The 12,836-nt window shown below is 47.8% G+C and carries 12 protein-coding genes; all 12 read right to left on the reverse strand.

The genetic code is table 11. The features are described 5' to 3' along the window. Nucleotides 1-4: 4 nt before the first annotated feature. Nucleotides 5-1,123 carry a hypothetical protein gene (locus BMY78_RS16005; RefSeq protein ID WP_090900550.1) on the reverse strand — a complete coding sequence of 373 codons (1,119 nt, stop codon included), beginning with the start codon at nt 1,121-1,123 and terminating at the stop codon, nt 5-7. Between the two features lie 237 nt (nt 1,124-1,360). Continuing rightward, nucleotides 1,361-1,960 (reverse strand): histidine phosphatase family protein, encoded by a 600-nt coding sequence (locus tag BMY78_RS16010; RefSeq protein WP_090900553.1) that lies wholly within the window; start codon nt 1,958-1,960, stop codon nt 1,361-1,363. Nucleotides 1,961-2,000: 40 nt separating this feature from the next. Continuing rightward, nucleotides 2,001-2,636 (reverse strand): anti-sigma factor family protein, encoded by a 636-nt coding sequence (locus BMY78_RS16015; RefSeq protein ID WP_090900556.1) that lies wholly within the window; start codon nt 2,634-2,636, stop codon nt 2,001-2,003. Next, a complete protein-coding gene (locus BMY78_RS16020) occupies nt 2,633-3,226 on the reverse strand; it encodes an RNA polymerase sigma factor (protein ID WP_053780698.1) in 594 nt (197 codons plus the stop codon). Before BMY78_RS16020 ends, BMY78_RS16015 begins: the two co-directional genes overlap by 4 nt. Before the next feature lie 684 nt (nt 3,227-3,910). Then, nucleotides 3,911-5,005, reverse strand: coding sequence for a prephenate dehydrogenase (locus tag BMY78_RS16025; protein WP_090900559.1), 1,095 nt, complete (start codon nt 5,003-5,005; stop codon nt 3,911-3,913). Nucleotides 5,006-5,032: 27 nt separating this feature from the next. Further along, complete coding sequence (gene hisC, locus BMY78_RS16030; protein ID WP_090900562.1) at nt 5,033-6,133, reverse strand: histidinol-phosphate transaminase; 1,101 nt, start codon at nt 6,131-6,133, stop codon at nt 5,033-5,035. A gap of 86 nt (nt 6,134-6,219) precedes the next feature. Next, on the reverse strand, nt 6,220-7,026 hold the full coding sequence (gene trpA / locus BMY78_RS16035) for a tryptophan synthase subunit alpha (protein WP_090900565.1): 807 nt from the start codon (nt 7,024-7,026) through the stop codon (nt 6,220-6,222). After that, complete coding sequence (gene trpB, locus BMY78_RS16040; RefSeq protein ID WP_090900568.1) at nt 7,023-8,222, reverse strand: tryptophan synthase subunit beta; 1,200 nt, start codon at nt 8,220-8,222, stop codon at nt 7,023-7,025. Before trpB ends, trpA begins: the two co-directional genes overlap by 4 nt. Next, nucleotides 8,219-8,956: a phosphoribosylanthranilate isomerase gene (locus BMY78_RS16045; protein WP_090900571.1), complete on the reverse strand. Its 738-nt coding sequence runs from the start codon at nt 8,954-8,956 to the stop codon at nt 8,219-8,221. The genes trpB and BMY78_RS16045 overlap by 4 nt, the downstream gene beginning before the upstream one ends. After that, entirely contained in the window at nt 8,953-9,744 is a 792-nt protein-coding gene (gene trpC, locus BMY78_RS16050) for an indole-3-glycerol phosphate synthase TrpC (RefSeq protein WP_090900574.1), read from the reverse strand. Before trpC ends, BMY78_RS16045 begins: the two co-directional genes overlap by 4 nt. Continuing rightward, nucleotides 9,734-10,756 (reverse strand): anthranilate phosphoribosyltransferase, encoded by a 1,023-nt coding sequence (trpD, locus tag BMY78_RS16055; protein ID WP_371129171.1) that lies wholly within the window; start codon nt 10,754-10,756, stop codon nt 9,734-9,736. The genes trpC and trpD overlap by 11 nt, the downstream gene beginning before the upstream one ends. A gap of 86 nt (nt 10,757-10,842) precedes the next feature. Beyond that, on the reverse strand, nt 10,843-12,414 hold the full coding sequence (gene trpE / locus BMY78_RS16060; protein ID WP_090900577.1) for an anthranilate synthase component I: 1,572 nt from the start codon (nt 12,412-12,414) through the stop codon (nt 10,843-10,845). Nucleotides 12,415-12,836 lie beyond the last annotated feature (422 nt).

A 12,836-nucleotide genomic window follows, 5' to 3' on the forward strand; every position in this document is an offset into this window, starting at 1 on the left:
TCCTTCACTTGTCAAACATAACGGGCGTAATATCCCCGGACAGCGAGCGACAGGATGACGCAAGACGTAAACCCCATGCTGTCATTTGTACTGTTCGCCCATCTGCATGTTCTCCAATGCGAAGCATGCCTAGGTGCAGCATCATTTTAAGTATCCTGTTGTCATAAATTGTCTCTGCAGTGTCATAATAGAACGGCTGAATGTAAGGACCAATCTGGCGGAACAAAGACTCTACTGTGGACCAGCCAGCTGCACATTCCCCTGTCCAGTACACAATGGAGGACAGATTGGGAATAGCACCTTTATAAAGTCTTAACCAAAACCGAAATAGCTGTATAATCTCGGCTGTTTTCTCCGCACCCAGCTTGTCTTCACCGGAAGGTGACAATTTCAGCGTGCCCTGCTCCTCGCGGACCAGACGATGATGAAAAGCGTAGTCATAGATGAATGCAAATCGGTCGGGGTAGTCTTTGAACGAACGACCATAACCAAATCTCCATCCAGCTTTACCCACCAGCGCCTCACTCACATGTAAATGCTCCATGATCTGCTGCTGGGAACGACGGTACATCATGCCTTCTGCATTTAGTGCGATTTCATGCTGCTGGACAAATTGTAGAAACAGTTTCAGATCATCCGCGAGTAGATGGTATTCATCCCTGTAAACGGGAGGCTCGCTCGTCTGTGCAATGCCTGATTTCAGATGATTGGATAACACATCCCGAAATCTCATTTGCAAATCCTTAGGTACCTGATACAGGTATCTGGTCTGCTGAGTTGTGCCATTGAACAACCATCCACTCTTCGTGAAGCGTACGATAAGATCACGTGGACTGGCTCCAGCTTCGCTATCTTTTTTATCCATCGATTGACGAGCAATGGCGACAAGTTCCTCCATACCGAAGTATTGGCGGGTATCAAACAGCAAGTTGTTTAAAAATCGCAGATCTACCTGGTTTAGTTCACGAACCTGCTGCTCAAAAAATGGTCTGCTGCCCAATGTAGTGAGAATACTCTGGATGAGTTCATGTTTGGAATTGGGCTTACACTCGCACTGGTAATAGTCTGCTATTCGATTAAGCTGGCCGATATCGGCAAAAGTAAGCATATCCGCTAGATTCATGGGTCCATCGCCTCGCCCTTGACTACTTTTTGGCTGTTGATTCGGGGCCTGGAGTAGTTTGGTTTTGTAAACATCGTTGACGGAATTCCCATGATCTAAACCTCTTTTTTGCAAATCTTTTATGTTTTAACCATACTATGCCCAAAGTTGCCTGCTCAGAAGAAGAATGAGAGGTTCCAAATCATATAGAAAGATGGTAATAAACGCCCATAATGCAAAAAAAACAACCTGAGTCAATCACTCAGGTTGTTTCGCCAGATCCAATGAAAGGTGTCGTGTGCAGTTGTAAAGCAATGGTCTCCAATCGTCACGTTCCTTCTCCAGGATCGTGAGTGACAGGTTTCCAATTCGTTCCGTATAGCGGTCTTTGTACAAAGCTGATAGCAGATTGGCTAAAAAAGCGCCATGGGAGACAATCAGCACATTTTGGTCCTGATGAGCCTCCCATAAATCCTCCAGAAAGCCCAATGCACGTGTCTGAATATCAACAATCTGTTCCTGTCCCAGATCCAGCGTCTCCCAGGAAGCGCCCCAGCGAGCCACACGTTCTTCGGACGTCAGACCTTCAATCTGACCAAAAGCACGCTCCTTCAAGCGTGCATCTGGCTCCAGCAAAGGAACATTCAATAGCCCGGAGATGATCTCTCCTGTCTCCTGAGCCCTGGACAGCCCGCTTGTTATGATGTGGTCCCAACGATACTCTTCGGTAAGCAAACGTCTACCCAGACGCTCAGCTTGCTCTCGACCTTCTGCATTCAGAGGTATGTCTGTCTGTCCTTGAATACGTCCTGCCGCATTCCAGTCGGTTAGGCCGTGACGAATAAGCCCGATCCGCATCTCATCCCTCATTTCTCTATACGGTGAACGAAAGCTTTACCTAAGCACGTGCACCTTGTTTGCGTTTGTTCGTTGAACGATGCATACGCCCAAGAGAGAACAGAGCCATACCAATTGCAAGCAACGACAACGCCATCCAGTACTGAGGATACGCTGGGCCCATGCTCACAACGAAGGGCTCAATAATGCTCCCTCTGTCCGCTCCCGTCATGTTGTACTTGTACAATCCGGAGGAAGTAGGCTCACTGCCCGCTACCCCTGTCTCCAAAATACCTGTAGAGACCACGCTGGTCTGCTCAGCTTCTGTTACGTCTGGCTTAAACATCGCCATGTACAAAAAGCTGCATAAGAAAATTGCCAGGAAAGCAGCAATCCACAAAGACATATGCTTGCGGATCACAGCAGAGAAACGATTAACCTTTGCCTCTTCCGGCAATAGCCATGGAGACTCCGCATAGATCCGTTCCATAACATTACGGTTTACTCTCTCTGCCTGTTGTTCTGTCACTGGGACCGGTATGCTGTGCAGCAGAATTTGAGCTTCTTCCCAAACCTCAAATTGCTGCGAGCAATCTTCACAACCAGCGAGATGAGCATGAAATGCAATCCGCTGAGGATGAGCTTCCGGCAAGTCCCAGACCAGTGCAAACAGCTCCTGGGCTTCATTGCAATTCATCGGTTCTTCATCCCTTCATATGGCTCGTAGACCGGTTCGAAGAAATAAGGTTCCAATTGAGTTTTTACGCTTGATCTTGCTCTGAACAATAACGATTTCACAGAACTAACGCTCTGCCCAAGAATATTTGCAATCTCCTGGTAATCTAGTTGATCATACTCACGGAGTATAATGGCAGAACGCTGCTTCTCCGGTAAATTGTTAATTGCATCCCTAACCAGCATCACCCGCTCACTGCGCAATACAGCATGCTCTGGCGCATTCTCAGAAGGAGCAACAGGTACAATACCGCTCTCTTCAAGTGGAACACTCCCACTACGCTGTTTGCGAAGCTCACTCAATACCGTATTTCTCGCAATGGTATATAACCAGGTTGAGAACGAGGCATCCACCTCTCGGAATGAGTGCAGACTGCGGAACGCCTTATAGAAAGTCTCAGAACAGAGATCTTCCGCAAGCAGCTCCATATTAGAACTTTTCAACATATGATATACGAAAGCCAGTATTTTACGCTGATAACGACTCATCAGCTCGGAATATAACTCTAGGTTACCTTCCTTGATCTCTCGAATCAACTGGGAATCCGTCATTTGAGTGCGACCCCTCCTCGCCCATCCATGTGCTTCTCCCCGTTCGACTCTATCCATGTATTACCGAACAGGCACAAAAAAGTTGCGGTTTTCACCGCATAAAACAGCGTTCAGCGCCAAAACAGGCCTTCCCGCCAAATTCCCCTATGTAATGGCAATTTCCCCAACGTTTCTACATTAACAGTATTTATTGTACAACGGTCTGCATCATCCTGGCAAATCCATGGCTTCCATTGAAGCCCGACCAGTCATTATTATGCAGCCATTTTCTCGTCCATGACTTCAATTTGATCCCTTTTGTGAAGCCACTATTATATTGGACGAACGAAAGCCTCAAAAAGTTTATGCGAATAAAGAATTAATTTAAAATTTCAGAAGAATTTCGTTACCATGCAATTGTCCAAATAAGGATCAATTCCACTTTAAGCAAGGATTATATTTCCTTAATTTACGAATGTTATAATTATTTTAAACAATTTTACTCAAAGTGTTGACAAAATGAAAACGTATACATATAATAAAAGTACAGTATGGTTTCTCTCCACTCCTATCCAATAACTGTATTGCTCCACGTGAGCAATGGCCGCTTATGTAAGCGGTCTTTTTTTTGTCCTTTTTTAGGACATATCCTGTAACAGACGGTTTTCAACATAAAAAAGAGGGCTTTCGCCCCCTTTCAAAAACCTAAACCCATACTTGATACCCCAGGGAATCCAGCAACGTTTTGGCCCGTTCCATTTCTTCTTCCTGCCGGAACGACAAACGCATAATGCCCGGCACATCGACCCGGTTTTCAATAATTTCCATGTTGCTTAAGTTAATATCATTCGCCCCAAGCTCGGTGGCAATCTTGCCGATCATTCCCGGCGCATCCTGCACATCCGTATAAAGATCAAACAACGACGAGATCATACCTTTCCGACGTTCTGGCAGCACGCTGCGGAACTCGCGTGCCTGACGGAACGCTTCCTCAATGCCCTCACCATTTTGTTGCTCCAGCATTTCAGTGAAAGCCGTCATCTGGCTGTTCCAGTCCTTCAGCAAGCCCAGCAGCACCTCACGGTTGCTCAGCAGGATATCTCTCCATACAATGGCATCACTGGAGGCAATCCGGGTAATATCCCGGAAACCGCCTGCAGCCAGCATTTTATATAAAGGGTTCGATTCATTATATTCGCGCACCTGATTGACGAGCGCAACTGCAATGACATGTGGCAAATGACTGATCGCTCCCACAATGTCATCGTGCAGCAGCGGCTCTACACGAACAATCTGGGCACGTGTATACGCAAGAAGATCAGATAACCTGTCGTAAGCTTCTTCAGGTACATATTCTGAAGGGGTCAAGACATAGTATGCATTCTCGAATAACACAGCTGAGGCTGCATCCACACCTGCACGCTCAGATCCGGCCATAGGATGACCGCCAATAAAGTAGGCATCACTCATGCGTACATGCTCCGCACAGGCTGCGATGGACGCCTTTGTGCTGCCAACATCTGTAATGATACATCCCTTTTTCAAGGGAAGCTTGGCCAACTGTTCAAAATATGATTCGAGCAGCCCAACAGGTACGCACAAAAAAATAAAGTCGGCATCCTGTACCGCTTCCTCCAGGGAGAGTGTAGCATCATCCACTACACCACTCGCTATGTACTTGTCCTTCAATTCAGGCAGGTGGGCATAGCCCATCACCGTTACACCGGGCTTGCCTTTAAAGCAAAGCGCCAATGAACCGCCGATGAGCCCTACACCGATCATTGCAATTTTTAATTTCATGGGTCCTCACTCTTTTCGTCGCCAGATTTAAGGGCGTGCTACCGCCTTCTCAGCCAGCGTGTTCTCCAGTGCCGTGACGAACGCACGGTTCTGTTCTGATGTTCCGACGGACACACGAATGTATGTTGGATATACATCGAATCCAGGACGAACAATAATACCTTGTTTTAATAGCGACTGGAACGCCGTTGCGGAAGGCATATCCAGATCAACCATGATAAAGTTACCCTGGGAAGGGAAAAACGGCAATTCTAACCGCTTGAATTCATTTTGCAAATACGCTCGCTCTACTGCATTACGCTCCGCACATGCTTGGACAAAAGCCTGATCCTCCAGCGCTGCTTTTGCGGCAACCTGAGCAAAGCGTGAAGTATTAAACGGCTCACGCACGCGGTTGATCAGATCGATCACTTCGGGACGTGCAATACCGTATCCAATACGCAATGAAGCCAAGCCATAGATTTTGGAGAATGTCCGCAAAATGACCAGGTTAGGATAACGCTCAATCATAGGGATGCTTTGTGGATACGCCTCATCCGTTACAAATTCATAATAGGCTTCATCCAGCACAACCATGACATGAGAAGGTACACGATCCAGGAATGCCGTCAATTCCTGCTCAGAGATAATTGTACCCGTTGGGTTATTGGGGTTACACACCCAAACTGCTTTGGTCTTATCATTGATTTGCGCCAGCATGGAAGTCAGGTCGTGAGTTCCATCTTTAAGTGGCACTTCAATGCTGACAGCACCTTCGATGTCAGCATTACTTTTGTATACAGAGAACGTCTGGTCGGCCATGATGTTCTCGTCTCCCTGGAGGAAAAATGCACGAGTGATCAACGCAATGATCTCATCCGATCCACAACCAAAGATCAGATTATTCCGTTCCACTCCCAGATGCTTCGCCAGCACTTCAGTCAGTTCCTTGGAACTTCCATCCGGATATATGCTTACATTGACCAGCTCTCTGGTGATCGCTTCAAGCGCAGCAGGCGAACTTCCATATGGATTTTCGTTGGAGGCCAGCTTAATCACTTGCTCCAAACCCAGTTCACGTTTCACTTCTTCAATCGGTTTGCCCGGTTTATATACAGGCAGATTGACAATCTGGGACTTCGGTTTCAACTCGACCGCCTCCTGTTATTAAAATAGTTATGGACATGCCTCAGCCTGTGCTGAGCATGCCCCGTGGATGTAACATCATTGAATCCCTATCCTTTTAATTGTGCCACAAAGTTGCGAATTTGCAACAGTCCCGCCTGACGTGTATCCGGGTTTCCAAGAAGAGGTATGGCTTCTTCCACCTGACGAACGATAGCACTGCCTACAACAACGCCGTCACAGATACGGGAGAAACGAGCGACCTGCTCGTGACTGGAAATGCCGAAGCCAACAGCGACCGGAAGATCTGTAAGACTCTTTACAGTTTCAATGAAGCTCTCTACCCCATCGAAAAAGGAAGCTCTCTCTCCCGTAACACCTAGAGAAGAGACACAATAGATGAAACCACGTGCTCCCGTGACAATACGCTCGATTCTCGCATTGGACGTAGGAGCTACGAGCGGAACCAGATGCACACCTGCAGCATCCGCACGGCGTCGCATATCCTCCGCTTCCTCAATCGGAAGATCCGGGATGATCATGCCGCTGATTTCGTGTTTGATCAACTCGTCAAAAAATACATCCAGTCCCGTCTGTAATACCGGATTATAGTAGGTGAACAGTACAAAAGGCAGTTTTACACCCGCAGCACGCGCTCTTGCCGCTGTCTCCATACAAGTCCGAATCGTGATCTGGCTTTTCAATGCACGCTCGGAAGCACGCTGGATTACAGGTCCATCTGCGAGCGGATCAGAATAGGGAACACCGAGCTCCAAAATGTCTGCCCCCGCCTGTTCCAATTCCTTAATGATTTCTACCGTGGTGTCTACATCTGGATCTCCAACCGTAAGGAATGGGATAAGTGCTGTCCGGTTCTGTTCTTTCAATTGCTGGAAGGTCTGGTCCATCAGGTTCATGCCAAGTCCCCTCCTGTATATTTCATAATGGATTCAACGTCTTTATCACCACGACCGGAAAGACAGATCACAACGATATCATCAGCGCTGAGTTCAGGTGCAAGCTTGATGACCTGCGCAACAGCATGGGCTGACTCCAAAGCAGGGATAATGCCTTCGGTTCGGCTCAGTAACTGCAGGGCATCCAATGCCTCCTGGTCCGTAATCGGGACATATTTTGCACGTTTAATATCTTTGAGATAGGAATGCTCGGGACCAACACCTGGATAATCAAGTCCCGCCGAAATGGAATGGGCTGGCTGAACCTGTCCGTATTCATCTTGCAGTAGATAACTCATCGAACCCTGGAATACACCATGTGTTCCTTTGCTCATCGTAGCCGCATGGAACTCGGTGTCCACCCCTTTACCTGCTGCTTCAACACCAACAAGCTTCACATCCTGATCGCCAATAAACGGATAGAACATGCCGATTGCATTACTTCCGCCGCCTACAGCTGCAACAATCACATCCGGCAGCCGTCCTTCAATCTCCTGAATCTGGCGCCGTGTCTCATCACCGATCACTCGCTGGAAGTTACGTACCATCATTGGATACGGATGAGGACCGACTACCGATCCAAGCACGTAGAAGGTATCTTCCACATTGCTAACCCAGTAGCGGAGTGCTTCGTTGCCTGCATCTTTCAATGTGCGCGTTCCAGATGTCACCGGAATGACTTCCGCCCCAAGCAGCTTCATCCGAAATACGTTCAATTGTTGTCGCTGCGTATCTTCTTCGCCCATAAACACTTTGCATTCAAGCCCTAGCAATGCAGCAACGGTTGCCGTGGCAACACCATGCTGTCCTGCACCTGTTTCAGCGATGACTTTCTTTTTCCCCATCCGTTTAGCCAGCAATCCCTGTCCAATAGCGTTATTGATCTTGTGCGCTCCCGTATGGTTCAGGTCTTCACGTTTCAGATAAATTTTGGGTCCACCCAAGCGGCGGGACAATTGCTCTGCATGATATAAAGGCGTTTCCCGTCCAGAATACTCGCTTAACAGGTAATTCAGTTCCTTGTTGAAATCCTCGTCTTCGGAGAAGTGGCTATACGCTTCCTCCAGTTCGATTAGAGCGTTCATTAGTGTCTCAGGTACAAAGCGGCCTCCGAAGGGACCGAAACGCCCGTGTTGATCCGGCAATTGATGTGTCATGCCTGCTTCACCCTTTCTACAAATGCTGTAATTTTCGCAATATCCTTCACACCTTCGGACTCTACGCCGCTGGATACATCGACGCCGTCCGGTGCATATGTCTGTATCAGTTGTTGCACATTATCCGGCTGCAATCCTCCTGCCACGAACAACGCGATTCCATGTTTTCTTGCCCATTCGGCATAGAAAGGAATTCGTTCCCAGGCAAAGGTTTTACCGGAGCCCCCTCCATAGAGCGGGTCAAACGTATCGAGCAATATGGCGTCCACCACATTTTTATATGGATCAAGTGCCAGCAAGGCGGTATCGTCAGATAATGAACCTGTTTCATCCTTGGGAAAAGAGAAAGCCTTAAACACTTCGGTACCGAAGCGCTGCTTCACCTGTTCACAAAATTCCGGCGATTCCTGTCCATGCAGCTGAATGACATCCAGGCGTGAAATCTGCATGATGCTTTCCAGCTCTTCGAGCGTGGGATTCACGAAAACACCCGCCAGCTTCGGCCGATCGAACATCGTCCAGTCCAAGAGAACCGTTCTTAGCTCGGCACCCTGTTCAGGTGTAATACGGCGACGAGATGGGGCAAAAACAACACCAATGTAATCCACAGGCAAGTTTATCATCGATTTTAGCACTTCAACGTCCTGAAGTCCACATATTTTTACAGCCGCTGCCGGCCGGTTTCGCAGATCCACGTCTCTGCTGCCTTTGCCGTCATGATTGAATGCATTCATGCTTTTGTTCCCATCAGTTCATATACAGCTGCCTCAACATCGTCCTTGCGCATCAGATGCTCCCCAACAAGGATACCATGCACACCTGCCTCAATAAGAGATTCCAATGGTTGAGGGCCGTCAATTCCACTTTCACTGATTAATGTTACACCATCCGGAATCAAGTTCATCAAATCCAACGTGGTGTTGAGACTGGTTTCGAATGTTTTCAGGTTGCGGTTGTTGATGCCTACAAGTGTTGCTTGCGGAATATCAAGTACCTGCTCCAGCTCTGCACGGTCATGGACTTCAATTAATGCATCAAGGCCCAGACTTTTGGCAAACGTCAGATATTGACGCATCTGTTCGGGTGTCAGAATGCTCGCAATCAGCAAAATGGCATCCGCGCCAAGCAGCCTTGCCTCGGCAATCTGTCGCTCATCTATAATAAAATCCTTGCGCAGTAGCGGTATGTTCACAGCTTCATGAATAGCCTGCAAGTATTCGCTATTTCCCTGGAAATAAGAAACGTCGGTCAATACGGATATACAATCCGCTCCAGCCCGTTCGTATGCGGAAGCAATCTCTACCGGATGGAAATCAGGACGAATCAGTCCTTTGGACGGAGAAGCCTTCTTCACTTCGGCAATGAGACCCAGTTTACGATTACGTCTCTCTGATAAAGCACGTTCGAATCCACGAGTATTGGGTAATGCCTCTATCTTTTTCAGCGCATCGTCCATCTGAAATGTTTGTGCGAGAACTTCAACTTCTTTATGTTTGGTTGCTACGATTCGATCAAGATACATGACTGTACGCCTCCGTTGTATGAATTAACTGTTCCAGCTTTCTGGCAGCCTTACCAGAGTCTACAGCTTCTGTTGCCATCAACACACCTTCTGCAATGGTATTCGCTAGACCGGATACATAGATGCACGCTCCAGCATTCAACAGAACGACATCGCGGTATGCGCTCCGTTCTCCCTGGAAGATCCTTTTAATAATTTCGGCATTCTGAGCCGCATCTCCTCCAAGAACCGATTCCAGCGGATGCAACGATAATCCCATGTCACGTGGATCAATGTCATACGTATGCACTTCACCATTGCGCAGCTCGGATACCTGGGTAGGTGCGGAAATGCTGATTTCATCCAGTCCATCATGACTCGCTACGACCAAAGCTCTTTTCAGCCCCAGACGATTCAACACTTCAGCGATCATCGGTGTCCGGCTGCGGTCATATAAACCAAGCAATTGTCGATCCGCTCCCGCAGGATTGGTGAGAGGTCCGAGCATGTTAAAGATCGTACGCACACCCAGCTCTTTTCTTGGCGCAGCAGCATGTTTCATAGAAGGGTGGTACACCTGAGCAAAACAAAAACAGATTCCGATCTCATCGAGACATTGTCTCGCCTGCTCTCCGTCCAGATGAATATTCACGCCCAATGCTTCAAGTACATCCGCACTGCCCGCCTTGCCTGAGGCAGAGCGATTACCGTGCTTAGCCACCCGGACAGAGACTGCTGAGGCAATGATGGCTGACGCCGTTGAAATGTTGAACTTATGAATCCCTGAACCACCTGTTCCACAGGTGTCCAGCAGTCCATTGCCGTCCGTCAGAATCCGTCCGCCCTGTCCACGCATGGCTTCGGCAAACCCCGTGATTTCATCCACCGTTTCCCCCTTCATCCGCAAGCCCATAAGCAAACCTCCGATTTGAGCCGGAGTCGCCTCACCTCTCATGATGGAGTACATTAGGTCGCGCGCTTCTGCCTGCTCCAGGTGGCTGCCCTCCAAAATTTTGGCAAGGCCATTCTTCATGCCTTCAGCATGACTAACTTCAGTTACAGATCGCTCGAATTCTTCATTCATGACTGGGTTCATATTCATTTCCGGTCTCTCCTCTCTCAGTTTTGTGCGGCCGTGGCCGGGGTAACAAAATAATCGGCGTTGGCAAGTTTCAACGTGTGATCCTTTTCTTTGGCAGGAAACATCGCTTCTGCTGTACGAATTGCCTTGAGCAACGCTTTGGCTTTGTTTACTGTTTCTTCATATTCATTCTCAGGCACCGAATCCCATACGATTCCGGCTCCAGCCTGCACATAAGCTTTTCCTTTTTTGAAAATAATCGTTCGGATTGTAATACAGGAGTCCATGTTGCCTGAGAAACCAAGATAACCGATTGCACCTGCATAAGCACCCCGTGCTTCTTTTTCCAGTTCGGCGATAATTTCCATCGCACGCAGCTTCGGCGCACCTGATACGGTACCCGCAGGCAAACATGAAAGAAATGCATCAAAGAAATCCTTGTCTTCTCTAAGCTCACCTGTAACGTTGGACACCATGTGCATGACGTGGGAATATCGTTCAATCTCCATGAACATGTCACATTTCACACTTCCGAAGTTAGACACACGTCCCAGATCATTACGACCCAGATCGACAAGCATCAGATGTTCCGCACGTTCCTTCTCATCCTGCAGCAGATCTGCGGCCAATGCACGATCTTCTGCTTCCGTAGCTCCTCTTGGACGGGTTCCCGCAATCGGCCGTGTCTCTACGCGGTTTCCATCCACTTTTACCAACGCTTCCGGTGAAGTCCCTACAATAATTTCATCGTCCATCTTCAGATAATACATGTAGGGTGATGGATTCAACGTCCGAAGCACGCGATATACATGCAGCGGAGAAACTTCGGTATCAATATGGAAACGTTGGGATAACACCACCTGAAAAATATCTCCTGCCCGAATGTACTCTTTGGCCTGTTCTACATTCCCGATAAACTGCTCCTTCGTGAGATTGGATTGGATATCTCCCAGTTCCACGTCTCCTGGGATGGAACGCGGGTTCAGGTTCTCCCCTGGTCCTTGCTGCTGCAAGCGTTCAGCCGCCTGTTCCAGCTTCTCAGAAGTTAAAGCATAAGCTTTACGGATATCATCATCCGTTGCACCGTCTTTCACGTGCACATTGCCCACGAGCAGCATCTGCTGCTTCACATGGTCAAACACGATAATCTGGTCACAGAACATGAAGCGAATATCATCCATTTTCAGATCATCCAGCGCGTGGGCCGGAAGCTTCTCATAATATTGCAGCAGATCGTATCCAAAGAAACCGATGGCCCCGCCTGTAAATGGGGGCAGTTCATCATCCTTCGGACTACGATACTTACGCAGCAGCGCTTTGAGTTCTTCAATCGGCTTGCCTGGCAGTTCTCGAATCTGTCCCGCTTCTTCTACCACGATCCGGCCTTTTTTGGCGGAGATCATCAGGAACGGATCTGTACCAATGAAGGAATATCTCGCCCATTGAATTCCACCCTCCACACTTTCCAGCAGAAATGCCCGGTCGTTGTCAGCATAACGGCGAAAAATCCGAATCGGGGTCTCCATGTCTGCCAGAATCCGTTTGACTACCGGAATCAGATTATATTCATTCGACATTTTCAGTACTTGATTAACGTTTGGCGTTATCATCAGATCACGTCCTTTCAGATTTATATAAGTTCAACTAAAGAGGTTTACACTGAGCACTCCGATGACAGAACAACCTTCCGATCGCTGTTATCCCCAGATTTTTTGATTCCCTTTCTAAAGGGAAAATCCGGTGATAAAGGCGAACGCTCCGCTTCTTCAGGTTATTTCTGTCCTCTCCGTTTTTGTGTAAAAAGTTTAGTTGAACCTATATGGGTAGAAGAAACAATTCAATATACAAAAAAACCTCTACCATCAGGTAGAGGTTTGGTTATAAGCTGTTTCAACAGGTTGGTGCTTCATAAATAACAAGTCCATATACATGCATCCTTACCGAATTATCACACAGGCTGTTGTATTGATGTAATATATATCCATCAAATCATAAGGAAATGTACCGGTATACACTGATTCTCATCCATAGC

The sequence above is a fragment of the Paenibacillus sp. OK076 genome, assembly GCF_900110055.1.
Classification (GTDB): Bacteria; Bacillota; Bacilli; order Paenibacillales; family Paenibacillaceae; genus Paenibacillus.

Bases quoted from the DNA above. Each gene is read 5' to 3' on its own strand.
- BMY78_RS16025 (WP_090900559.1), bottom strand. From the start codon at position 5,005: ATGAAATTAAAAATTGCAATGATCGGTGTAGGGCTCATCGGCGGTTCA.
- BMY78_RS16045 (WP_090900571.1), bottom strand. From the start codon at position 8,956: ATGAATGCATTCAATCATGACGGCAAAGGCAGCAGAGACGTGGATCTG.
- BMY78_RS16005 (WP_090900550.1), bottom strand. From the start codon at position 1,123: ATGAATCTAGCGGATATGCTTACTTTTGCCGATATCGGCCAGCTTAAT.
- trpA (WP_090900565.1), bottom strand. From the start codon at position 7,026: ATGAACCTGATGGACCAGACCTTCCAGCAATTGAAAGAACAGAACCGG.
- trpE (WP_090900577.1), bottom strand. From the start codon at position 12,414: ATGATAACGCCAAACGTTAATCAAGTACTGAAAATGTCGAATGAATAT.
- BMY78_RS16020 (WP_053780698.1), bottom strand. From the start codon at position 3,226: ATGACGGATTCCCAGTTGATTCGAGAGATCAAGGAAGGTAACCTAGAG.
- trpD (WP_371129171.1), bottom strand. From the start codon at position 10,756: ATGAAGAATGGCCTTGCCAAAATTTTGGAGGGCAGCCACCTGGAGCAG.
- trpB (WP_090900568.1), bottom strand. From the start codon at position 8,222: ATGACACATCAATTGCCGGATCAACACGGGCGTTTCGGTCCCTTCGGA.
- BMY78_RS16015 (WP_090900556.1), bottom strand. From the start codon at position 2,636: ATGAATTGCAATGAAGCCCAGGAGCTGTTTGCACTGGTCTGGGACTTG.
- BMY78_RS16010 (WP_090900553.1), bottom strand. From the start codon at position 1,960: ATGCGGATCGGGCTTATTCGTCACGGCCTAACCGACTGGAATGCGGCA.
- trpC (WP_090900574.1), bottom strand. From the start codon at position 9,744: ATGTATCTTGATCGAATCGTAGCAACCAAACATAAAGAAGTTGAAGTT.